The 23,261-nt window shown below is 70.6% G+C and carries 18 protein-coding genes and 1 tRNA gene; 9 read left to right on the plus strand and 10 right to left on the minus strand.

The features are described from left to right. Nucleotides 1-57 precede the first annotated feature (57 nt). The 3 genes from gcvT (at nt 58) to gcvP (ending at nt 4,564) form a co-directional block, all read left to right on the plus strand. The gene (gcvT, locus tag AC6JA9_RS18705) at nt 58-1,143 is read left to right on the plus strand and encodes a glycine cleavage system aminomethyltransferase GcvT (RefSeq protein WP_497960339.1); all 1,086 of its coding nucleotides are present in this window, start codon (nt 58-60) and stop codon (nt 1,141-1,143) included. A 30-nt stretch (nt 1,144-1,173) separates the two neighbouring features. Beyond that, complete coding sequence (gene gcvH / locus AC6JA9_RS18710; RefSeq protein WP_223751736.1) at nt 1,174-1,566, plus strand: glycine cleavage system protein GcvH; 393 nt, start codon at nt 1,174-1,176, stop codon at nt 1,564-1,566. Between the two features lie 88 nt (nt 1,567-1,654). Continuing rightward, nucleotides 1,655-4,564 carry an aminomethyl-transferring glycine dehydrogenase gene (gene gcvP / locus AC6JA9_RS18715; RefSeq protein WP_223751735.1) on the plus strand — a complete coding sequence of 970 codons (2,910 nt, stop codon included), beginning with the start codon at nt 1,655-1,657 and terminating at the stop codon, nt 4,562-4,564. Nucleotides 4,565-4,647: 83 nt separating this feature from the next. Here the strand turns inward: gcvP and AC6JA9_RS18720 are convergent, their stop codons facing one another. The 3 genes from AC6JA9_RS18720 to AC6JA9_RS18730 all read right to left on the minus strand — a co-directional run bounded on the left by AC6JA9_RS18720 (nt 4,648) and on the right by AC6JA9_RS18730 (nt 8,797). After that, the gene (locus tag AC6JA9_RS18720) at nt 4,648-5,586 is read right to left on the minus strand and encodes a cation diffusion facilitator family transporter (RefSeq protein WP_497960340.1); all 939 of its coding nucleotides are present in this window, start codon (nt 5,584-5,586) and stop codon (nt 4,648-4,650) included. A 63-nt stretch (nt 5,587-5,649) separates the two neighbouring features. Further along, entirely contained in the window at nt 5,650-6,894 is a 1,245-nt protein-coding gene (locus AC6JA9_RS18725; RefSeq protein WP_497960341.1) for a TonB family protein, read from the minus strand. A gap of 121 nt (nt 6,895-7,015) precedes the next feature. Continuing rightward, on the minus strand, nt 7,016-8,797 hold the full coding sequence (locus AC6JA9_RS18730; RefSeq protein ID WP_497960342.1) for a SpoIID/LytB domain-containing protein: 1,782 nt from the start codon (nt 8,795-8,797) through the stop codon (nt 7,016-7,018). Nucleotides 8,798-8,917: 120 nt separating this feature from the next. On the opposite strand from AC6JA9_RS18730, the gene AC6JA9_RS18735 reads away from it, so the two are divergent. Continuing rightward, nucleotides 8,918-10,570, plus strand: coding sequence for a right-handed parallel beta-helix repeat-containing protein (locus tag AC6JA9_RS18735; protein ID WP_267696515.1), 1,653 nt, complete (start codon nt 8,918-8,920; stop codon nt 10,568-10,570). A 98-nt stretch (nt 10,571-10,668) separates the two neighbouring features. Here AC6JA9_RS18735 and AC6JA9_RS18740 read toward each other — a convergent pair. Beyond that, a tRNA-Cys gene (locus AC6JA9_RS18740) sits at nt 10,669-10,740 on the minus strand. Between the two features lie 160 nt (nt 10,741-10,900). Here AC6JA9_RS18740 and AC6JA9_RS18745 point away from each other — a divergent pair. The 4 genes from AC6JA9_RS18745 to fdxA all read left to right on the plus strand — a co-directional run bounded on the left by AC6JA9_RS18745 (nt 10,901) and on the right by fdxA (nt 14,109). After that, on the plus strand, nt 10,901-12,052 hold the full coding sequence (locus AC6JA9_RS18745) for an acyl-CoA dehydrogenase family protein (protein ID WP_267696514.1): 1,152 nt from the start codon (nt 10,901-10,903) through the stop codon (nt 12,050-12,052). A 97-nt stretch (nt 12,053-12,149) separates the two neighbouring features. Beyond that, a complete protein-coding gene (locus tag AC6JA9_RS18750) occupies nt 12,150-12,503 on the plus strand; it encodes a rhodanese-like domain-containing protein (RefSeq protein WP_223751729.1) in 354 nt (117 codons plus the stop codon). A gap of 73 nt (nt 12,504-12,576) precedes the next feature. Continuing rightward, a complete protein-coding gene (asd, locus tag AC6JA9_RS18755; protein WP_267696513.1) occupies nt 12,577-13,665 on the plus strand; it encodes an aspartate-semialdehyde dehydrogenase in 1,089 nt (362 codons plus the stop codon). 108 nt (nt 13,666-13,773) lie between these two features. Continuing rightward, nucleotides 13,774-14,109 carry a ferredoxin FdxA gene (gene fdxA / locus AC6JA9_RS18760; RefSeq protein ID WP_223751727.1) on the plus strand — a complete coding sequence of 112 codons (336 nt, stop codon included), beginning with the start codon at nt 13,774-13,776 and terminating at the stop codon, nt 14,107-14,109. Nucleotides 14,110-14,199: 90 nt separating this feature from the next. On the opposite strand, the gene AC6JA9_RS18765 is transcribed toward fdxA, so the two are convergent. The 3 genes from AC6JA9_RS18765 to AC6JA9_RS18775 all read right to left on the minus strand — a co-directional run bounded on the left by AC6JA9_RS18765 (nt 14,200) and on the right by AC6JA9_RS18775 (nt 17,370). Next, entirely contained in the window at nt 14,200-15,009 is an 810-nt protein-coding gene (locus AC6JA9_RS18765; protein WP_497960343.1) for a hypothetical protein, read from the minus strand. A 124-nt stretch (nt 15,010-15,133) separates the two neighbouring features. Further along, the gene (locus AC6JA9_RS18770) at nt 15,134-16,186 is read right to left on the minus strand and encodes a hypothetical protein (protein ID WP_141332229.1); all 1,053 of its coding nucleotides are present in this window, start codon (nt 16,184-16,186) and stop codon (nt 15,134-15,136) included. Between the two features lie 14 nt (nt 16,187-16,200). Then, nucleotides 16,201-17,370 (minus strand): MFS transporter, encoded by a 1,170-nt coding sequence (locus AC6JA9_RS18775; RefSeq protein WP_223751725.1) that lies wholly within the window; start codon nt 17,368-17,370, stop codon nt 16,201-16,203. Between the two features lie 78 nt (nt 17,371-17,448). On the opposite strand from AC6JA9_RS18775, the gene AC6JA9_RS18780 reads away from it, so the two are divergent. Then, entirely contained in the window at nt 17,449-17,925 is a 477-nt protein-coding gene (locus tag AC6JA9_RS18780; RefSeq protein ID WP_141332227.1) for a GNAT family N-acetyltransferase, read from the plus strand. A 12-nt stretch (nt 17,926-17,937) separates the two neighbouring features. Here the strand turns inward: AC6JA9_RS18780 and hrpB are convergent, their stop codons facing one another. From hrpB to AC6JA9_RS18795, 3 genes are all read right to left on the minus strand, one after another. After that, nucleotides 17,938-20,502 (minus strand): ATP-dependent helicase HrpB, encoded by a 2,565-nt coding sequence (gene hrpB, locus AC6JA9_RS18785; RefSeq protein WP_223751724.1) that lies wholly within the window; start codon nt 20,500-20,502, stop codon nt 17,938-17,940. 305 nt (nt 20,503-20,807) lie between these two features. Continuing rightward, nucleotides 20,808-22,451 carry a sulfotransferase family protein gene (locus tag AC6JA9_RS18790; RefSeq protein WP_497960345.1) on the minus strand — a complete coding sequence of 548 codons (1,644 nt, stop codon included), beginning with the start codon at nt 22,449-22,451 and terminating at the stop codon, nt 20,808-20,810. A 71-nt stretch (nt 22,452-22,522) separates the two neighbouring features. Next, nucleotides 22,523-23,227, minus strand: a complete 705-nt coding sequence (locus tag AC6JA9_RS18795) for an HAD family hydrolase (RefSeq protein WP_223784643.1) — start codon at nt 23,225-23,227, stop codon at nt 22,523-22,525. Nucleotides 23,228-23,261 lie beyond the last annotated feature (34 nt).

Below are 23,261 nucleotides of genomic sequence, written 5' to 3' on the forward strand. Positions count from 1 at the left end.
GGCGAAGGTGCGCGGCTATAGTCCGCGCCGTTTTCATCCCCCCTTCAGGAGAAGCCGATGACCCGGCGTACGCCGCTCAACGAGGCCCACCGCGCGCTGGGCGCTCGGATGGTCGACTTCGCGGGCTGGGACATGCCCGTGCAGTATTCCTCTGTCATCGCCGAGCATGAGGCGGTGCGCAACGCCGTCGGCCTCTTCGACGTGTCGCACATGGGCGAGGTGGAGTTCAAAGGCCCGGGCGCGCTGGAGACGGTCAACGGCCTCATCTCCAATGACCTCGCCCGCATCGCGGACGGCCAGGCGGTCTATGCGGGCCTGCTCAACGAGCAGGGAGGCTTCGTCGACGACGTCGTCGCCTACCGCTTCAGCCCCGAGCGCATCCTCATCTGCGTCAACGCCAGCAACCGCGAGAAGGACTTCGCGTGGATGAAGGCGCACGCGCGCGGCGTCACCCCCGTGGACCGGGGCGACGAGTACGCGCAGATCGCCGTGCAGGGCCCCAAGGCGGTGGGCCTGGTGCAGCGGCTGACGAAGACGGACGTGTCCAAGGTGGGCACCTACCGCTTCGCCGAGGGCGAGGTCGCTGGCAAGCCCGCCATCATCTCCCGCACCGGCTACACGGGCGAGGACGGCTTCGAGCTGTACTGCGCTCCGGGTGACGCGGCGGCCCTGTGGAGCGCGCTGCTCACGGAAGGCCAGCAGGACGGCGTCAAGCCCTGCGGCCTGGGCGCGCGCGACAGCCTGCGCACGGAGATGAAGTACGCGCTCTACGGCAACGACATCGACGATGCCCACACCGCGCTGGAGGCGGGCCTGGGGTGGATCGTCAAGCTGGACAAGGCGGGCGGCTTCATCGGCAAGGACGCGCTGGTGGCCCAGAAGGCCGCGGGCGTGAAGCGCAAGCTGGTGGGCTTCGAGCTGACCGGCGCCGGCATCCCCCGCCACGGCTACCCCATCAAGAAGGACGGCACCCTGGTGGGCGAGACCACCAGCGGCACCATGGGCCCCACGGTGAAGAAGCCCATCGGCATCGGCTACGTCCCCACGGAGCTGTCCGCCGAAGGCTCCACGTTCGACGTGGAGATCCGCGGCCGCGCCGTGCCCGCCGTCGTCGTCAAGACGCCCTTCCTCAAGAAGTCCTGAACCCTTCCCGCCCCCTGGCAGGAGCACCCCATGTCCGACGCGAACATTCCCGGCGACCTGAAGTACACCGCAGAGCACGAGTGGGCCCGTATCGAGGGCAACAAGGTGGTGGTGGGCATCACCCACCACGCCCAGAGCACCCTGGGTGACGTCGTCTACGTGGAGCTGCCCAAGTCGGGCGCCAAGCTGGAGAAGGGCAAGCCCTTCGGCACCGTCGAGTCCGTGAAGGCCGTCTCCGAGCTGTTCAGCCCCTTGTCCGGCACCATCACCAAGGTGAACGAGGAGCTCACCGCGAGCCCCGAGACGCTCAACGAGGACCCCTACGGTGACGGGTGGATCATCGAGCTCGAGCTCTCGGACAGCAGCCAGCTGGGCGAGCTGCTGGACGCCGCCGCCTACGCCGAGCTGCTCAAGAACGCCTGAGAGGGAAACGCCGAGCGGCCGTTGTTAGTGACGGTCCTCGAATTTTCCGACTCGGATGTCTTCGAGTCGCCAGCGAGTCACCACCGCCATGTCCCTGAACTGGAAGTACCAGGAGTCGTTCGCCGGCCGGCACATCGGTCCGGATGAGCAGGAGCTGAAGCAGATGCTGTCCGCGCTGGGCGTGGACTCGCTCGATGCCTTCATCGACCAGACCGTGCCCCCGGCCATCCGCTCCAAGGAGCCGCTGCGGCTGGGGCAGGCGCGCGGAGAGCACGAGCTGCTCGCGCAGCTGGAGACCATCGCCGCGAAGAACCAGGTGTTCCGGTCCTACATCGGCATGGGCTACCACGACACGCACACGCCCAACGTCATCCTGCGCAACATCTTCCAGAACCCGGGCTGGTACACGCAGTACACGCCCTACCAGGCGGAGATCGCCCAGGGTCGGCTGGAGGCGCTGCTCAACTTCCAGACGGTGGTGATGGACCTGACGGGGCTGGAGGTCGCCAACGCGTCGCTGCTTGACGAGGGCACCGCCGCCGCCGAGGCCATGTCGCTGGCCCTGCACGTCAAGGGGGAGGACGCGGGCGTCGCCTTCTTCATCTCCGAGGCGTGCCACCCGCAGACGGTGGACGTGGTGCGCACCCGCGCCGAGCCGCTGGGCGTCGAAATCGTCGTCGGTGACCACCGCACGGTGGACCTGACGGCGAAGAAGTACGTGGGCGCGCTGGTGCAGTACCCGGCCACGGACGGCGCGGTGGTGGACTACCGCGCGTTCGGCGAGAAGGTTCACGCCGCGGGCGGCCTGCTCATCGTCGCCGCGGACCTGCTGAGCCTCACGTTGTTGACGCCCCCGGGCGAGTTCGGCGCGGACGTGGCGGTGGGCAGCGCGCAGCGCTTCGGCGTGCCCATGGGGTACGGCGGTCCGCACGCGGGCTACTTCGCGACGAAGAACGCGTACACCCGCGTGATGCCGGGCCGGCTCATCGGCGTGTCCGAGGACGCGCAGGGCCGGCGCGCGCTGCGCATGGCGCTGCAGACGCGCGAGCAGCACATCCGCCGCGAGAAGGCGACGAGCAACATCTGCACCGCGCAGGTGCTGCTGGCCGTCATCGCCAGCATGTACGCCGTCTACCACGGGCCCAAGGGGCTCAAGGCCATCGCCGAGCGCGTGCACGGGCTGACGGTGGTGCTGGCGCGGGGCCTGGCGAAGCTGGGCCTGAAGACGCGGCACGAGCAGTACTTCGACACGCTGTGCGTGGAGCTGACGGCGCCGCAGGTGCGCGCGGTGCTGGCGGCGGCGGAGTCCGCGCGGATGAACTTCCGCCGCATCGACGAGAAGACCCTGGGCGTGGCCCTGGACGAGACGACGCGCGCGTCCGACGTGGAGGCCATCCTCACCGCCTTCGCCACCGGCGCGGGCAAGGCCTCCCAGGTGCCGTCGCTGGACGACGTGGGCGCCAACGTGGAGAGCTCCATCTCCCCGGAGCTGCGCCGCCGGAGCGAGTTCCTCACGCACGGCGTCTTCAACAGCTACCACTCCGAGACGGAGATGCTGCGCTACATCCGGCGGCTCGAGGCCAAGGACCTGTCCTTGACGCACTCGATGATTCCGCTGGGCAGCTGCACCATGAAGCTCAACGCCACCGCGGAGATGATTCCGGTGACGTGGCCGCAGTTCGGCCGGCTGCACCCGTTCGCGCCCACCTCGCAGGCGGCCGGCTACAAGGTCATCTTCGAGCAGCTGGAGCAGATGCTCTCCGCCATCACCGGCTTCGCGGGCTGCTCGCTGCAGCCCAACGCCGGCAGCCAGGGCGAGTACGCGGGCCTCTTGGTCATCCGCGCGTACCACCAGGGCCGGGGCCAGGGGCACCGCGACGTGTGCCTCATCCCGTCCTCCGCGCACGGCACCAACCCAGCCTCCGCCGTCATGGCCGGCTACAAGGTCGTCGTCACGAAGTGCGATGAGAACGGCAACATCGACGTGGCGGACCTGCGCGCCCGCGCCGAGGAGCACAAGGACAAGCTGGCGGCGCTGATGGTGACGTACCCGTCCACGCACGGCGTGTTCGAGGAGGAGATCAAGGAGATCTGCTCCATCATCCACGAGCGCGGCGGCCAGGTTTACATGGACGGCGCCAACCTCAACGCGCAGGTGGGGCTCACCGCGCCGGGCCTCGTCGGTGCGGACGTCTGCCACATCAACCTGCACAAGACGTTCTGCATCCCGCACGGCGGCGGCGGCCCGGGCATGGGGCCCATCTGCGTGGCCAGCCACCTGGTGAAGCACCTGCCGGGGCACCCGGTCATCCAGACGGGCGGCTCGGACGGCATCGGCGCCATCTCCGCGGCCCCGTGGGGTAGCGCGAGCATCCTGCTCATCTCCTGGGTCTACATCTCGATGATGGGCGGCGAGGGCCTCACCCGCGCCACGAAGCTGGCCATCCTCAACGCCAACTACATCGCCGAGCGGCTCCAGCCGCACTTCCCGGTGCTGTACCGCGGCAAGCGGGGCAGGGTGGCGCACGAGTGCATCGTCGACCTGCGCCCGCTGAAGAAGACCTCCGGCGTCGAGGTGGAGGACGTGGCCAAGCGGTTGATGGACTACGGCTTCCACGCGCCGACGGTGTCCTTCCCCGTGGCCGGCACGCTGATGATCGAACCGACGGAGAGCGAGTCCCGCGCGGAGCTGGACCGCTTCTGCGACGCGATGATCGCCATCCGCCAGGAGATTCGCGACGTGGAGGAGGGGCGCATGCCCAAGGACAACAACGTCCTGAAGAACGCGCCCCACACCGCTCGCGTCATCACCGGGCCGGAGTGGAACCGTCCGTACTCGCGCGAGCTCGCCGTGTTCCCGGCGGCGTGGGTGCGCGAGAACAAGTTCTGGCCGTCCGTGGGCCGCCTCAACAACGTGCTCGGGGACCGCAAGCTCGTGTGCTCGTGCCCGCCCATCGAGGACTACATGACGCCGGAGCCCAAGCCCGCCGTCGCCTGACGCGGGCCCGCGGGGCTCGAGCGTGACACCGAAGGGCCGTCTCCCTCAGCGGGAGGCGGCCCTCGTCGTTGTGGGGACTGGCTTCAGTGGGACTCGGTGGCCGGGGCCCGCGCGTGTGCCGAGGCGCCGTCGTGCTCGGGCTCCACGTGCACCACCACGTCCACCACCTGGGGATACGCGGTGTGCAGCGTGCGCTCCACGCGGTCCGCCACCTCGTGGGCCTGGGCGGTGGTGAGGTTCGGGTCGACCTCGATCTTCAGGTCGACGTAGACGCTCTCCTCCATGCCCCGGCTGCGCACGTCGCGGCAGCTGCGCACGCCCGCCACGCCCATGGTGTGCTGCGCCACCTGCGCGGGGTCCAACCGCGCCGTGTCGGAGAGGATGCCCACCGCCTGCCGGACGATGCCGTAGGCCACCCACGCGACGAAGACCATGACGCCCAGCGCGATGATGCCGTCCGCCTTCGGGTAGCCCAGCGCCACCAGCCCCAGCGACGCGAGCACCGCCAGCGAGACGTAGACGTCGGACATCGTGTGGCTCGCGTCCGCCATCAACAGGCTGCTCTGGTACTTGCGCCCGTAGTGGCTCTCCACGCGCGTCACCGTGATGTTGACCACGAGCGTCAGCCCCATCACCACCGCCATGGCGGGCGTCACCTGCGCGTGCACGTCATGCAGGAGCGAGTCGAGCGCCATGCGCCCCAGCTCCAACATGCCGATGCCAATCATCGCGCCGATGCCCAGCGACGCGAGCGCCTCGAACTTGCCGTGTCCGTAGGGATGGTCCGCGTCCGCGGGCCGCGAGGCCACGCCCATGGCGACCAGCCCCAGCACGTTGGAGCCGCCGTCGATGAAGGAGTGCAGGCCGTCGGCCGTCACCGCGGCGGACTGGCTCAGCAGGCCGAAGACGAGCTTCGCGCCCGCCACCACCCAGTTGGCCGCGAGGATGGCGAGCAGCACCGTGCGGATGCGCTGGCTGCGTTGCTGGAGCGCGGCGCTCCGGTCGGCGAGGGTCGTGTCCACGGCGCGGCACCGTAACCAGAACCGCGCTCGGGCGCGAGGACCTGCCGCGTGTTCCGCGCGACGTCAGTTGGGTTGGCGGAACAACCGCATGCGGGGCCCGCCGCCCATCTCCAGGAAGAACCCGAAGGAGAAGCGCACCCGGGAGTCGTCACCCAACAGGCCTGGCGGCGGGTTGGGGAAGGGCTGCGCGCGCTGGAACGAGGACACCGCCTCCATGTCCAGGAAGTCCAGGCCGCTGCTCTTCTCCACCTGGATGTCGGTGATGCGGCCCTTCTCGTCGAGGGTGATCTCCAACAGCGTGTGCCTGTCGCGACCGGAGTACGTGCGGCCCGTCGGGTCCCTGCGGCGCAGCGACTCGTTCGGGTTCCAGTGCATGCCCACGCTCTGCTTCACGCGGTTGAAGAAGCTGGCGTACTTCCACTCGCGCGAGTTGAGCAGGGTGCCGTCGCCCTCGTCCACGTCCTTCAGGTGGTCATTGGGCGCGGCGCCCAGCACCTTGTCCATGGCCGTGCGCGACGGCATCAGCGCGGCGATTCCCGGCGAGCCCACGCGCCCCGCGGAGCCTTCCTCCTCCCCGCCCGTGCCGGGCTGGATGCGCAGCCGCTTCGAGTTGCCCGTCAGCTCGTCGCTCTCGGTCTGGTTGTTCACCGCGACGCCACCCGGCGAGGTGGGGTCCGACTTCACCTTCACCTCGTTCTTCTTGTGGATGTCGGGGATCTCGAACGCGAACTTCTGTCCGCCCTCGGCCAGGGGCCGATCATCGTTGCCCATGCCGTTGTTGCCGGCGATGCGCGGCGCCGTGGGCTCCACGTCCGCGCCGTCCTGCTTCTGGGGGGCGGTGCGCTGGGGCATGGCGTTGCGGTAGAAGGGCGTCTGCTCGCGGGCCCGCGTCTCCTTGTCGACGCGGTTGTTGTGCTCGGCCAGGTACTTGGCGTCCGGGGCCTCCTGCTCGTTGCCCGGCGCCAGGTCCACCACCTGTCCCTGGGGGCGCGTCTCCGGCTTCTTCTCCTCGGGCTTCTTCTCCTCGACGCGCGGCCGGCTGGACAGGTTGGGCTGCGTCTTGGTGTTCGCCTGGCCCCGGTTCTTCGCCCACTGGGATTCCGTCATCGGCCGGACGGCCACGGAGGTGGGAGGGCGGGTGACGGCCTTGCGCTCACGGGGCGTCACCGGGAGTGTCCCGGTGAACAGGACGACGGCCAGGTAGCCGCCGTGCACCAGCAGGGCGAGCACCACCGCGGCGACCAAGCGCCACGGAGAGCCTCGCCGCCGCTTGCGGCGCCAGTCTGTGGGAGAAGAACCCGTGCTCACGGCGCGATGATAAACCTCCGGGCCCGCTGCCTAGTCCCGTCCCGTTCGCGGCAGAACAGGTGGACTGGGAGGGACATTCGCGAAACGTGCACGGTTCCCCGCGCGCGCCCCTTTTTCGAGCTCAGTAGATGGGGGCGACTTCAGCACCATTGAAGTAGTGGCGGAGGATGTCCTGGTAGCGATGTCCGGCCTCGGCTCGGCCGATGGCGCCAGTCTGACACATCCCTACTCCGTGGCCCCAGCCGCCGCCACGGAAAAGCCAGTGGGTGGGCCGGCCCTCGGCGTCCCGCTCGGCGTCCACCAGGGCCATGCTGCTGTTGAGCATCCCGAAGAGCCTGCGGATGTTCAGCTCTCCACGCACCTGCGTGGCCCCCTTGTCCCCGGACAGCGTCAGCACCCGCGCCCGGCCGGACACGCCCCGCTCGGTCAGCTCCATCGCCTGCACGCGGCCCACGCCCAGCCGGGCCACCAGCGCGTCCACCTGGGCCGCCGTGAAGCGCTTCTCCCAGCGGAACTTGCTCGGCTGCGCGAAGCTGGAGAGCCGGCAGGCGGCCCCGACCTCCGACGTGGCCAGCCACGCGGACAGCCGGGACGGGGAGGGGCCCGAGGCCACCGGCACGAGGATGTCCGGACGTCCCCGGAGACTCGGGTCCGGAGGGCCGCCCCAGACGATGTCGTTGTCCTCCGTGTGGCCGCCGCACACCGCGCTGTAGACGGAGTCCACCAGCCGCCCCTCCGCGCTGAAGAGCGCCTCGCCCCGGGTGGCCTCCACCGCGGCGGTGGTGCTCACAGCCTCGCCCGTGCGTCCCCGGTACACCGCGCAGTGCTGCTCCGAGCAGAGCAGGTACGGGTCCGCCAGGTGCTTGATGCCCACCTTCGCGAGCACCTCGCCGCGCGCGGTGACGGCCTGGGCCTTGAGCGCCTCCGAGTGGGCGCGCGCGAAGATCTCCGCCGGCACCAGGCCCTTGAGCAGGTCCTCCAGGGGCACCACGTTGACCACCGCGAGCAGGCCCGCGCGGTCCACGGCGAACTGGAGCGAGCCCCGGAACGTGCGGTCCTCGAAGCCGTGGAAGTCGTAGCCCACGCCGAACTCCACCTGGCGCACGTCGAAGCCCGCGCCGTCCGGCGTCTCCGTGTCCAGCCGGTCCTGCGCCAGCCCCACCACCGCGCCGGACTCGTCGCGCACCTCGAGGATGCCGCGCCCCGGCGTCTTCGCCTCCTCGAACAGCGTCGTGCGCACGCCGAACGTGCGCAACAGCTCCGCCTGTCGCGCCGCCGCCTCCTCGGGCGTGAGCGTCTCGTCGACGAGCAGCAGCGTTCGCCGGTTGTCGATGACCTTGCCCGCGATGCCGTACACCGCGCCCAGCACGTGCGTGCGCACCGCGAGGCCTCGCGCCTTCCACTCCTCCTGCGCCGCGGCCAGACCCTCCTTGTCCGCGAAGCGGTGCTCGCTCAGCTGCACCCGCGCGGACAGCACCGCGGCCTCCGCCTGCGTCACGCGCACCGTCCACCGCGTGCCCGCCGCCGCGTCCAGCACCTTGTCCTCCGGCCCGCCGAAGCGCATCCGCATCCGCCCTCGGGGCGAGAACGTCGCCTCGCGCCGGCCCTCCATGAGGCGGATGGGCAGCCGGGGCTCTCCGCCTCGGAAGTCCAGGCGCTTGAGCTCTCCCGGACCGGGGATGCCCTGCGACAGCGCGTCCGGGAGCGGCGCGGGAGCAGGGGGCTCCTCGCCCGCGTCCGCGGCCCCTGCGTCCACGGGCGGCTGCGTGCCCGCGTCGACGGGCACCTCCTGGCGCTCGTCCGCTCGCCCGTCCACCGGGGTGGTGGTTCGGGACGGCGGCTTGGGGCTCGCGCAGGTGGCGAGCAGCAGGGCGGAGAGCAGGAGCGGGACGGCGGTGCGCACGGGGGGCGACACCGTACCCGTCAGTCCGGGGCGTGTCACGGACCGGACGCCCGTGAGCCCGTCCGGGTCCACTTGTCCTGTGGCGAATAGAACGCGGCGCGTCTCGCGTTGGTCCTGCTCATGCGAATTTCCAAAGGCAACTTCCTGAAGCTGAAGACTCCCGTGGCCGCCGTGGCCACCAGCCTGCTCATGCTCGGTACGACCGCTCACGCAGCGGGCCTGGATGCCTTCGTTCCCACGCCGAACATCCCCGGCGTCTCCACGACGCGCGCGCCCGCGTCGCAGCCCACGACGGGCAGCCTGCCGGCCATCGGCGTGCAGCCCGTGGCGGGGACTCCCGTGGAGGCGTTGCCGGACCATGCGGACCACGCCGTCATCGCCACGCCCTCGCCGCAGCCGGGCATCCAGGCGAACGGGCTCGCGCCCGCCTCCGCGTCCGCGCAGTCCTTCACCCGCGAGTGGGTGGTGAGCCCCTCGGGCGACGACAACGGGGACGGCAGCGCCGCGCAGCCGCTGAAGACCATCACCAGGGCCGTGAGCCTCGCGGGCCCCGGTGAGGTCATCCGCGTGCAGGCCGGCACCTACGCCGAGCGCGTCATCATCGGCGCCAACGCGAAGGCGGGCACCGAGGGCGCGAAGATCACGCTGCAGGGCGAGGGCAGCCCGCGCATCGTCCCGGGCCCCGGCAGCGGCGGCATGGTGCAGGTGCGTCAGCCGCACTGGGTCATCGACGGGTTCGAGCTGGACGTGCAGCGCCAGCCCATCTTCGGTGTCACCTTCGAGGGCGACGTCACCGGCTCCATGCTGGTGAACTCCCACCTGCACCACGGCGGCGGCGGCGCGGCCGTGACGACCTTCAACAAGGCCACGGGCGCCATCATCGAGAACAACCACATCCACGACTTCCTGAAGACGACGGGCAACCAGGACTCGCACGGCGTCGTCGTGCAGCCCACGTCCAAGGACATCACCGTGCGCAACAACGACATCCACTCGAACTCGGGCGACTCCGTGCAGTGCCTGGGGCCGGAGGGCTTCAGCTCGCTGCCGCCCGCGGATGGCCTCGTCGTGGAGAACAACCACTTCTACGCCAACCGTGAGAACGCGGTGGACATCAAGACCTGCTACGGCGTGGTCATCCGCAACAACCGCATGCACCAGTTCCGCCCCTCGAGCACCGCGAAGGGGGACGTCGTCGTCATCCACTACTCCGCGAGCAACGTGCTGGTGGAGGACAATGAAATCTACGACGGCGCCAAGGGCATCTCCGTGGGTGGCAACCACGAGGGCCCCGTGCCCTCCGGCATCGTCGTGCGCCGCAACCGCGTGCACGGCATCTCCAACGCCAACGGCGGCGAGGGCACCGGCATCCGCCTGGAGAACTCCCAGGGCACCGTGGTGGTGAACAACACCGTCACCGGCACGACGACCGGCCTCATCATCGGCCACGGCACCGGCGGCCCCACCCAGTCCGCGGTGGTGCAGAACAACATCCTGGATGGCTCCGTCGCCGTGGACCTGGGCGGTCAGGCGCCGGGCCTGAAGCTGGGCAACAACCTCTTCGCGGCCAGCGGCCAGTTCAAGAGCCAGGGCGCCATGGTGGGGACCGAGCAGTTCCTCGCCACCACCGGGGACGCGTCGTCCTCCAGCGGCTCCGCCGACCTGGGCGAGGCCTTCGGTCCCGGTCCCCAGGCCGTGGACCGGGGCGTCGACGTGGGCCTGCCGTTCTGCGGCGGCGCCCCCGACATCGGCGCCGTCGAGATGGGCTGCTGACCCGGCCGACGGCCTGCTCCGCGGGGGAGGGCGCACCTGACGCCCGAAAATGAAAAGGCCCGATGCGGAGCGACTCTCCGCATCGGGCCTTGTCTATGAGGCGCCACCCGGATTCGAACCGGGGAATGAAGGTTTTGCAGACCTTTGCCTTACCACTTGGCTATGGCGCCGACGGCTTGGGGCCGGGTTTATACGCAGCCAGCCACCACCCGGTCAAGGAATCAACGGAACCGGCCCCCGGGTCCTGACGTGACGGTACGATTCGCGCGGAAACGGTGATGTCCGCCTCGGGTGGACGTCGCGTGCTCGAGACGACCGAGGAGTCGCGTGATGCTGCATGGGCATGGGGTGTACCAGGAGGAGCACGAGGCCTTTCGCCGTACGGTGAGGGCGGTGGTGGAGAAGGAGATCCTCCCTCACGTGGCGCGCTGGGAGGAGGCGGAGGAGTTCCCCCGGGAGCTCTTCGCGCGCTTCGGCGAGCTGGGCTTCCTGGGCCTGAAGTACCCGGAGGCGTACGGCGGCACGGACGCCGGCGTGCTCTACGAGGCGGTGCTCCTGGAGGAGCTGGGCCGCTGCGGCTCGGGTGGGGTGTCCGCGGGCCTGGGCGCCCAGTTCACCATCTCCACCGGACCGCTGCACCTGTTCGGCACGGACGCGCAGAAGCGCCGGTGGCTCGCCCCCGCGATTCGCGGCGAGAAGATCGGCGCGCTCGGAATCACGGAGCCGGACGCCGGCTCGGACGTCGCGGGGCTGCGCACCACCGCGCGTCGTGACGGGGCGCACTACGTCGTCAACGGCTCCAAGACGTACATCACCAACGGCGTGCGCGCGGACTTCATCGTCCTGGCCGTGAAGACGGACCCCTCCAGGGGCCACAAGGGCCTGTCCATGCTGGTGGTGGAGAAGGACACGCCTGGCTTCACGGTGAGCCGCAAGCTCAAGAAGCTGGGCTGGCGCGCCTCGGACACCGCCGAGCTGTTCTTCGAGGACTGCCGGATCCCCGCGGAGAACCTGCTGGGGGTGGAGGACCAGGGCTTCTCGCAGATCATGGGCAACTTCCAGTGGGAGCGCCTGTCGCTCGCGCTGGGCGCGGTGGGCGCCATGGAGGACATGCTGGAGCGCGTCGTCGAGCACGTGAAGTCGCGCCGCGCCTTCGGCCAGTCGCTCAGCCAGATGCAGGTGGTGCGGCACAAGCTGGCGGACCTGTTCACCGCCCGCGAGTGCGCGCGCCAGCTCACCTACCACGCGCTCCGGCTGCACGCGGCGGGGGAGTGGGCCGTCGCCCAGACCTCCATGGCCAAGAAGGTGGCCACCGAGACGGCGTGCCGCGTCGCGGACGAGTGCCTGCAGCTCCACGGCGGCGCCGGCTACATGATGGAGTACGACATCCAGCGTCACTGGCGCGACGCCCGCCTGGGGCCCATCGGCGGTGGCGCCAGCGAGGTGATGAACGAAATCATCGCCAAGCAGCTCGGCCTGTAGGCCGTCCGGGACATGGGGGAGGGGCAGGCGACCAGGCGGGACGGAAGAGGCCCCGGGGGCCCCGGGTTGAGCCTGGAGAGCCCCCGCGGAGGTGTTGGTGGAGCCCACCATCCTGTGTACCGAGCTGTACCTGCGCCTGGGAGATGACGAACTGCTCGTCATCGACTGCCGGGCCCCCTTCGACTGGGAGCACCACGACTTGCACATCCCCGGTGCCCTGAGGATGTTGCCCACGGAAGTGGCCCGGGACCACCGGATGCTGCCCGATGACGAGCTCATCGTCCTCTGTGGCGGCGCGCCGGACGGCTCGGATGTGCGCCGCGTCTGTCGCCTGCTGCGCATGCACGGGCGCAAGGCCGTCTGCCTCGACGGAGGCCTCCCCGCCTGGATTCGCGGGGGCTATCCCACCGAGCGGCACGTCCGTGCCCAGGTGGCGGGTCTGCATCGCTAGGTTTCTCCTGGGTGCGGTGCGTCGTCAAAGGGTGTATGGAGCGGCGGACTTCCTCCCTTGGAGAACCGTTCCCATGGCCAAGCTTCGTGCCGCCCTCATCGGCGCCACCGGACTCGCGGGGCAGCAGTTCATCGCCGCCCTCAGGAACCACCCCTTCATCGAGCTGACCGGCCTGGCCGCGTCGCCTCGCTCGGCGGGCAAATCCTACGGGGACGCCCTGCGCACGGCCAACGGCATGACGGCGTGGTTCGTCTCCGAGCCGCTCTCGCCTGAAATCGCCCGCATGCAGGTGGTCAGCGGCGACGCGCTCCAGGCCCAGGACTACGACCTGGTCTTCTCCGCCGTGGAGGCGGACGTCGCGCGTGAGCTCGAGCCCCGGCTGGCCCGGGACATCCCCGTCTTCTCCGCCGCGAGCGCCTTCCGCTACGAGGACGACGTCCCGCTGCTCATCCCGCCCGTCAACGCCTCGCACGCGCCGCTCGTGCGCGAGCAGCAGCGCCGCCGCGGCTGGAAGGGCTTCATCGTCCCCAGCCCCAACTGCACGACGACGGGCCTGGCCGTGACGCTCGCGCCGCTCGTCGAGCGCTTCGGTGTGAAGGCCGTGCTGATGACCAGCCTGCAGGCCATGTCCGGCGCCGGCCGCTCGCCGGGCGTCATCGGCATGGACATCCTCGACAACGTCATCCCCTACATCCCCAAGGAGGAGCACAAGGTCGAGGTGGAGACGAAGAAGATCCTCGGCGCGTTGGGCCAGGACGGCTCCGCCCTCACGCCCCACGACCTCCGGGTCTCCTGCACCTGCACCCGCGTGGCCGTGATGGAGGGCCACACCGAGTCCGTCTTCGTCTCGCTGGGCACCAAGGCCACGGTGGCTGAAGTCACCCAGGCGATGCGCGAGTGGCGCGGCGCCGAAGTGGCCCGTGACCTGCCGTCCTCGCCGCCCCGGTGGATCGAGGTGCTGGACGACCCGTTCCGTCCTCAGCCCCGGTTGGACCGGGAGACCCATGGAGGCATGGCCACCACCGTCGGCCGCGTGCGCGAGGATGGTGTCCTGGAGAACGGCTTCAAGTACGTGCTCGTCTCCCACAATACGAAGATGGGAGCGGCGCGTGGGTCCATCCTGGTGGCCGAGCAGCTGCGGGCCCAGGGGTTGCTCGGCTGACACCGCCGCGCGTCGGACCGATGGCACAAATTCAGGGTGCCATCCCTGTAACGAACCATTAGTCTGCGCGCCCACGGACGCGCTGAAGATTTCTAGAGGAGAGCTTTCATGGCCTACGTCGTCGCGGACCCTTGCATCAAGTGCAAGTACACAGACTGTGTCGAGGTCTGCCCGGTCAACTGTTTCTACGAGGGTGCGAACTTCCTGGTCATCCACCCGGACGAGTGCATCGACTGTGGCGCGTGCGAGCCCGTGTGCCCCACCAAGGCCATCTTCCCGGAGACCGAGCTCCCCGCGAAGTGGAAGGACTACAAGGCGCTGAACGCGGACTTCTCGTCCAAGTGGCCCAACATCGCGGAGAAGAAGACGTCCCTCCCCGAGGCCGAGGAGTACAAGGACAAGGAGGACAAGCGCTCCCTCCTGAGTGACGCGCCCGGCAAGTAGTCCGCTGGCGCCTGTCGCGCCCGTGAGTCTCGAGAAGGCCCTCCCGCTTGTTTCCGGCGCGAGGGCCTTCGCCATTGCGGGGCGCCTCATTCAGCCCGCGCTCAGCGAACGCAGCCGGAGCCCGCGTGCCTCCAGGGCCTCGCGCAGTCGGGTGAGCTCCGTGTCGGGGACGGGCCCCTGGTGGCCCTGGATGCGCAGCGAGACTTCACGGGGACCCGTCCGCTCCACCTCCACCGTGGCGTGCAGGCTGCCTCGGACGCTGAGGCTCAGCGCGGGGCGCTGTGACTTCACCAGCACCTCGATGCGCTCGATGACCTCCAGGGTCGACTCCACGCGGCTCGGTGGCTCGGGTGGGCTTGCTCCCGTCGACGCCGGGGCCAACTGCCGCGCCTCCGGAAGCGGGCCCTCCTGGGGAGGGACCAGCCGTGGGTTGTCCACGGGGACGGGCTCGGTCCTGGGCGTGCTCGACCCGCGCGTCGTGGGGAGCTGCGCCGCCTGACGGGAGACCTCCCGGACGACGAGCTCCGTGAGGCGCTGCTCGGTCCGCTCCTGATTCAGGACCTGCGCTTCACTCCGCACCGCACCCAGCCGGTGGGACTCGACGTGCATCGCCTGTCGGGCCATGCCCAGCCGCTCGGGACTGGCCAGCACCCCGCGGGAGGTCGAGAGCACGGTGGTGGTGGTCCGGACGGTGGCGAGGCTCCGGGCTCCGAGCGGGAGGCTCGGCGGACGCGCCTTCACGCCTGGAGAGGCCCTGGGCTCGCCGGGCGCGGGCCGGGGCGGGGGGGGCGAGGGGCGGCGGGAAGCGGACTCCTGGAGGGCTCGCTGGAAGCGCTCGCCGTCGGCGGGCCGTCGGGTGGAGGTACCGCTGTCGGTGGAGGCGTCGGTGTCGACCTTCATGTCATCCCTCGCTGGCGTGCGGGGGCGACACGAAGCAGCGGTCATGCCAGGAGGCTCCCCCCATGGGACGGTGGCGTCACCGTCCCAGCCGATGGAGGTCCAGGCTCTGGCGTGGGATGGGCCTTCAGCGCGGCTTCGAGCCGAACGCTCCGGGCTGCACCGGTGCGATGCCGGTCAGGTCGTTGACGGCCAGGGGACAGGAGGCCAGCGCCATGGGCTCCACGAGCCCGCCGATGCGCGCCCAGTCCCGCTCCTGGAAGAGGAGCGCGTCGCGCAGCTCGATGGACGACAGGCCCTTCTTGTACTCCCAGAAGCGACCCCTCACGAGGACGGTGTTGCCCTTGAGCAGCTTGTTGAGGTCCACGTACTGCTTGTCCTGGAGGATGGCGACGACCTCCACGCGCTCGCGCTTGCGCGGCTTGCCGAACTGGAACTCGTAGGTCGCCGTCGGCGCGGGCTCGGGCTCCGTCCAGATGAGGCGGGCCACCATGCGCTCCGGCTCCGGCTCCTCGCCCTTCTTGAGCTTCTTCTTCTTGGGCTTCTCCAGCTTCACGTCCACCAGCTCCAGGCCGCTGAACGCCAGCTCGTGGTCCAGGTAGTTGTCGCGGAACAGGGCCTCGGCGGTGGAGACGGCCACCGAGTTCACCCGCTGGACCTCCTCCTTGTACCGCTCTCGCAGCACCGGCAGCGTGAGCAGGAAGCTGTCCACCGGCTTCGTGCCGTCGGCGAGGAAGCGCAGCCGTGCCATGTCGATGGCCGGGTAGTAGGGGACGAGCGACTCGGCCGTCTTCAACCAGTCGGGGCGCAGCTGCTTGTCGATGAGCACCCGTCGCACCATGGTGACGAAGTAGCTGTTGCCCGGGAAGCGGTCCGTCACCAGCTGGGTGTTCAGCGCCTGCACGAGCGCCGGATCCAGCATGAAGTTCTCGTCGCGCTTGTGGAACTGCGTGCCCACCTCGCCGAGCAGCGTCAGGTACGCGCCCACCACCTGCGCGCAGTTGGCGTCGGCGGTGCCCTGGTCCAGGGCCTGGAACAGGCGCGTGCGCAGGAAGCGTTTGTCGATGGCCTCCTCGCGGAAGACGGGAGCCTCTCCGGTGCCGAAGAAGAACTCGGGCTGGGCGAGTGCGGGGCTGGCCAGCAGCCCCAGGGCGAGGACGAGCAGTCGGGCGGTACGCATCACCCGGCAGCCTATCATCCCGGGCTCGTCGTGGAGAGTGGGGCGGGCACGGCGGACGCCCGCAGGACCAGGCCCGCGGCGACCAGCTCCACCACGCCTGCCACCGCGAAGAGCCGATGGCCGCCGAGCCAGTCGTAGCCCACTCCCGACGACAGGTAGCCCACCAGTCCGCCGAGTCCGAAGGTGAACGCCGCGAACAGCGCCTGCCCGGACGCGCGCAGCTCCGGGGGCACGCGTCGCGACAGGAACGCCACGCTGGCCACGTAGAACGCACCGAAGGTCATCCCGTGCAAGGGCGCTATCAGCACCATGCCCTCGGGGGACGACACCAGGGCCATGCCGCCCCAGCGCACCGCGCTCGCGACGAAGGCCACGGCCAGCACGACGCGCGGCGCGGTGTCCTTGGCCACGCGCGAGTAGAACGCCATCACCGCCACCTCCGCGATGACGCCGATGCCGGCCACCGTGCCGACCACCGCGGGCGACAGGCCCAGCGACATGACGTGGATGGAGAAGGTCCCGTGGAAGGGCGCGCACGCCATCCAATGCAGGCTGGTGGCGGCGAGCAGCCAGCGCAGGTCCGGGTGTCTCAGGAGCGCCAGGCCCGCCAGCGGGCTCAGGCCCCGGCTGGGCGCGGCGGTGTCCCGCAGGGTGAAGCTCCAGGGCACGAGCGCGGACAGCAGCGCGAGCGGGACCAGGACCACCCACTCGTTCACGCCCGTGACGAGCCAGCCGAAGAGCACCGTCGAGGTGATGAACCCCACGGAGCCGAAGAGCCGCACGTGCGCGAAGCTGTCCCCGGTGCGCGCGACATGGTGCAGGGTGAGGCTGTCCATGAGGGGCGTGAAGGCGCAGACGAAGCACGCGTACAGCGCCATGGCCGGCACGAGCGTGTCGAAGGTCCGCGCGCGGCCCACGAGCGCGAAGGCGAGCGCCGCGCCGAGCGCCAGCACGGTGAGGACCCGGGACGCACGGCCGGTGCGGTCGGCGAGGTGGCCCCACATCGGCGGAACGAGCAGGGAGGCCAAGGGGCTGAGGCACAGGAGCAGCCCCACCTGCGTCGCGGACAGCGACAGCGACTTGAACCAGGCGGGCAGGAACGGGAGGACGATGCCCACCGCGGCGAAGTAGAGGAAGTAGAAGCCCGCCAGCGGCAGGCGGCTGGCGACGGGGCGGGGGCTCATGGACGGTTGGGACCTTGACATGTCCGGGTGCTTTTCCGCCTGTTGACCTCGCTGCCTTTTGTGTACCTTGCCCTCGACATGGCCAGTTCCACGGACATTTCCGCGCCCGTCACCGTCGCCCAGATCCGGGACGAGGCGGAGCTCATGCAGGCGCTCGCCATCCGCGAGGTGGTGTTCATCGAGGAGCAGCACGTCCCCGAGGGCATCGAGCGCGACGCCGAGGACGCGAACGCGTACCACATCATCGCCCACCAGGGAGGCCACGCCATCGGCACGGGGCGGCTGGTGATGTTGCCTCAAGCGCCCGAGGGCGAGCAGGGCCCCTGGGGGCAGGTGGGGCGCATGGCGGTGCTGCAGGCGCATCGCAAGGCCCGCGTGGGCTCGCTGCTTTTGACGACCCTGGAGGCGGAAGCGGTCCGCCGCGGGGTCAAGGGCATCATGCTGCACGCGCAGCTCTACGCGCTCGAGTTCTACAAGAAGCACGGCTACACGGAGGTGGGCACCGTGTTCCTCGAGGGCGGCATCGACCACCTGGAGATGCGCAAGCGCTTCTAGGTGGCCGTGGTTTCAGCGGCGCGGAGGACGGGGCGCGGGAGGCTGTGCGTGCCTGGGGTCCTCCGGCCAGGAGTGGCGCGGGTACTTGCGCCCCAGCTCCTTGCGCAGCGCCGGGTAGTGTCGCTCCCAGAAACCCGCCAGGTCGGTCGTCACCTGCACGGCGCGCATGTTGGGCGCGAGCAGGTGGAGCACCAGCGGCACGCGGCCCGCGCACACGCTGGGCCCCTGCGCCATCCCGAAGAAGTCCTGGAGCCGTGACTCCACCCAGGGCGGCTTGCCCGGCTCGTAGTTCACCTTGACGCCCCGGCCGCCCGGGAGGGTGACGCGCTCGGGAGCGTGTGTGGCGAGCAGTCGCTGCTGTTCCGAGGTGAGGCGCGCGTAGAGCGCGTCGAGCAGCGAGACGCCCTCCAGGTCCTTGAAGCTGCGCGCGTCCGAGCACAGGGACGCGAGCGCATCGCGCAGGAAGGTGTCGTCGACGGTGGGGAACTTCGCCTCGGGGAAGGCCTGGGCGAGCAGGGCCACGCGGGTGCGCCATTGCTCCAGCGCCTCGGGCTCCGCGAAGCGGCCGGGGCCGGCGGCGAGCGCGGCTTCGACGAGGACGCGCGCGGTGGCCTCGGAGGCGGGCGCGGGCGTTCGGGTCTCCTCGAGGACGAGGTTGCCGTAGGACAGGCGGGTGAGGCGCTCCACGCGGCGCGCCTCGGCGTTCCACTGGAGGGTGTCCACCTCCTCGAGCGTCTCCGGGTAGAGGTCCAGCAGCCACTCGGGCTCCACGGCGCTGGCCAGTCGCACCACGGCGCCGCGGCCGGGGCGCTCCTCCGCGTCCGCGGCGACCATCAGGTCCGCGTCCTGGACGACGCTCAGCTCGGAGAGGGACGCGGTGCCGCCGCCGAAGAGCAGCAGCTCGGGCGCGCGGGGTCGACGACGTCGCGCGACGCGGTCCGGGTAGCCCGCGAGGACGCTGAGCATGAGGGCCTGTTCCACGTCCTCGGGTCGGTGCGGGCGCTCGCCCTGGCTTCGCACGGCGCGGCGGAGCTGCTTCTGCACGCGGTCCACGGACTGCACCGCGCCCTGTTCGAGCGAGAGGGAGTGGAGGCGTCCGGAGGAGAAGTTGGAGCGCTCGGCTTCGCGGAAGCGTTCGAGGAGCTCGAGCAGATCCGAGGGGCCACTGACGACGGCGGCGGCGCGCTGGCCACCCCCGAGGTTGGCGCGAGCCTCGCGGCGGATGTCGCGCTCGCCCATGAGGGCCGCGAGGGTGGCCGCGTCGGCGCCGACACCGCGTCGCTCGCCTTCGACGATGATGCGAGCTTGGCGCGGGTGGACAGGGAAGCGCAGGAGGCGCTGGCCCACGTCGGTGACGGCCCCCTTGGCATCCACCGCGCCGAGGCGACGCAGCAGCGTCTCCGCCGCGTCGAGCGAGGCGGTGGGAGGTGGTTCGAAGAAGGGGAAGGCGGTCAGGTCGGTCACGCCGGAGGCGCGAAGGGACAGGATGGTCTCCGCCAGGTCCATGCGGCGGATCTCGGGCGCGTCCTGTTCCGGGCGACCGTCGAAGTCGTGCTGGGTGTAGAGGCGAAGGCAGTGCCCGGCGCGGGTGCGGCCGGCGCGGCCTGCGCGCTGGACGGCGGAGGCGCGGCTGACCTTGGACAGCTTGAGCGTGGGGAGTCCTGACCAGGGCGAGTGGCTGGCCACGCGCGCGAGGCCCGTGTCGATGACCACGGCGACGCCGTCGATGGTGACGGAGGTCTCGGCCACGTTGGTGGAGAGGATGATCTTCCGGCGCGAGCTCCTGCGCACGGCGCGGTCCTGCTCCGCGGGGGACAGGTCGCCGTGGAGGGGGAGGACGTCGGTGTCGTGGCGTTCGGCGAACTCGGCGCAGGCGTCGCGGGTGCGGCGGATCTCTCCGGCGCCGGGGAGGAAGACGAGCACATCGCCGTCGACGCCCTGGGTGAACAGGCGCTTGATGCCGGAGAGGACCTGCTGGTCCAGGTGCCGGTCATCGGGAGTCGGGAGGTATTCGACGCTCACGTCGAAGCGGCGTCCCTGGGAGCGAAGAGAGGGACAACCTCCGAGGTATGCCCGGACGGGTTCGGCCTCCAGGGTCGCGGACATGACGACGAGCTTGAGGTCCGGGCGACGCGTCTCCTGGAGTCGACGGAGCATCGCGAGGGAGATGTCGGCGGACAGGTGGCGCTCGTGGAACTCATCGAGCACGACGATGCCGACGTCGCGGAGGGTGGGGTCGGAGAGGAGGCGTCGGCCGAGGACGCCCTCGGTGACGAAGGACATGCGCGTCTTCGCGCTGCGGACATCCTCGAAGCGGACCTGGTAGCCGACAGTTTCTCCCACGCGCTCGCCGATCTCCTCGGAGACACGCTGGGCGGCGAGCCGGGTGGGCAGTCGGCGCGGCTGGAGGACGACGATCTCCTTGCCCGCGCCGAGGCCAGCTTCGAGCAGGGCGCGCGGGACTCGGGTCGTCTTGCCCGCGCCGGGAGGTGCTTCGAGCACGAGCGAGCGAGCGCCGCGCAGCGTGGAGACGATCTCCGGGAGGAGCGGGTCGATGGGAAGGGTGGCATCCGCCATGGCGGGTGTCCTCTCAGGGGCGAGCCGGGGCTCGCTCACGGGGCGTCGCACGATGGCGCGTGCGGTACGCAGTAGGGAAGGGCGGCATCCATTCAGTCGCGAGCCGGGGCTCGCTCACGGGGCGTCGCACGATGGCGCGTGCGGCTCGCAGTACGGAAGGGCGGCATCCATCCTGGCCGGTGTGCTCTCGCGCACGCCTTGGGCTCGCATGGGTGAACGGGCCTCGCCAATGTGGAGAAGCCCGCTGGAAGGGGCGGTCGGCATCCGTCATGTCCGGTCTCCGCTCAACGCGCGCGGAGGCTCGCTCACGGTGTCTCGCTGCCCGCCCCGCCGGAAGGTGACGTCGCGTTTCGCTTCTTCCGCACGGAAGGGGCCTGCGCCCGAGCCGCCTCGGAGTCTCGGGCACCGCGAGTGCGGTGCTGCTGGGGGGCCTCGGTGTCGTCGCTCGACTCACGCTTCCGGCCACGAGGAGTGCCACCCGTATCCTCTCCGGAACCGGATGGGGCGCCCGGGGATGCGCCTGTGCCTCGCCGGCCGCGTGGGGTCGAGGTGCCTGCGTCGTCCGAACCCGCGCTGTCATTCGCCGTCAGGTTCGTTCCGCCCTCACGCCTCCGTCCACGTCCCGTCGAGCCGCGAGGCCCTTCGGAAGAAGCCGCTCCATCGCTCGGGCTTGAAGCCGCTTCCTCGGAACCCATCGAAACAGAGGCCGTGTCCTCAGTGGAGCCCGAGTGGGTGGTCGCGCCATGCCGAGCGTCCTGTGTCGAAGCGACGGGAGGCGCATCTGCCCCCGCGTCGGCCGCATCGAGATGGGCACCGGGCATCGACGCAGCGCGGGCGGTGTCTGCGCCGGTTTCGGCCGCACCCGAAGCACGTCGGGGGCCGCGACCCGCCTTCACGCGGGGCTCCTCCGCCGTTGTGCGCCCACCTGTCGCGGCAGGGACCGTCACGACGGCAGCCGTGGCGCGCCCGTTCACGTGTTCCGCGGAGTCCACATCGGCATTCACGGTTGCATCTGCCACACCATCGTCAACAATGGCGAGGTCCGCGGAGTCTCCCTCCCTTGCCCCAGTGGGCTCATCGAGAGCCGGCTGCTCCACCTCGGATGTTTCGAGCGGAGCTGCGGGCGGCGCGTCACCCTCCTCGAGAGGAGAGTCGAGCGCGGCGACCTCGGCGAGCTCCGCCTCGGTGGGCTCCATGGAGTCCGAGGGCTCGAGGTCGAGCGCGCCGAGCCCCTCGTCGGACGGAGCAAGACCGCGTCCCGCGCGGCGCTTGGGCTTGAGTCCGAGCGCCGCGGCCTCATGGACGCTGGGCACGGGAACGAGCGCGGCCTCGGAGAGAAGACGCGCCTGGCGCAGCGCCACTTCCAGCTTGCGGCCGAGGTTGACCAGTTCCTCGCGCAGCACCGCCTCCTGTTCCGGGGACAGCGGCGCGGGCTCATGGCTGGATCGCCAGGCGGCGTGCGCCGTGGCCACCTGCTCCATCACGGGCCGGACGAGCGCGAAGTCGTCGCGAGCGAAGATGCGCGTGACGTAGGCGCTGCGGGTGCGACGGTCGTAGGAGGTCGCGTACTCGAAGATGGTGTCCCGGGGGGCGCGGCGGAGCTGCGCGAACTTGAGGTGGGGGAAGAGCGCCTCGATGACGGGCGCGCGGCTGCTCGCGGTGAAGGTGATGCCCGCGTGCAGCTTCTCCAGCGCATCGACCCACAGGCCTTGCTGGTGGAAGGCGAACTCCTCGCGGGCCTCATCGAGCTCGGGCAGGTCCTTCACCCGGTCGACGACCCCAGCCGCGGGAGCGCGGGTGGTGCGCACCAGCTCCAGGGCGGTGGCCAGCCAGCTCTTCTCGGCATCGAGGCCGGGGCGGCCAGCGAGCATCTCCCCCGCGGTGGCGAGCCGTGCCTCGAAGGCCTCGGCGAAGCGGATGAGCTCATAGGACTCGAGCGTGGATGACATGCGGCGGGCTCCTCGGAAGGGCGGCGGGAGATACCACAGCCCGGGCTCGGCTCCGAGCGCGGGCGGGGGCCTCAGCTTCGGCCGAGCAAGGTCGGAAGGGCGTCGCGGTGCGAGAAGTCGGCGAAGGCCGCGTGAGCGCCGGCCTTCAACAGGGCCTCGGCGGTGAAGGTCCCGGTCCCCACGCCGATGCACTCGGCGCCGATGCCCAGGGCCGCGTCGACGTCCTTGGGCGTGTCGCCGATGATGACCACCCGGCACTCCTCGCGAGGCACCCCGAGCAGCGCCGCGCCCGCCTCCGCGCCCCGGCGGATGAGCTCCACGCGGTCCTCGTGGTCGCAGCCGAAGCCACCGAAGGCGAACTGGTCATGGATGCCGACGCGCTCCAGCTTCACGCGAGCGCCCTCGCGCACGTTGCCGGTCCCCAGTCCCACCGCGAAGCCCTCGAGGCCACGCGCCGCCTGCACGGCCTCGCGCATGCCGGGGTAGACGAGGTAGCGCTGCGCGTCGACCTTCCGCACCTCGTCCGCCAGGTGCGTGAGGTAGGCGGCGATGCCCGCGTCGATGGCCGCTTCGGTGTCCTCGACGCCGATGACGCGCAGGGCCTTCCGGACGATGCCCCGGTCGGTCATGCCGGACATGGGGAACGAGTCGCACGCATCGCGGCGGCCGTGGAGCTGCTCGAAGGCACGGTCCATGGCGCGGCGGCCCGCGCCGCCAGTGGTGATGAGGGTGCCGTCGATATCGAACAGGAGGACCGTGGGACGCATGGACCCCATCTAACGGAAGGCTCGGGCCGAGGCGAGCGCCGAG

It is taken from the genome of Myxococcus sp. MH1, assembly GCF_059738865.1.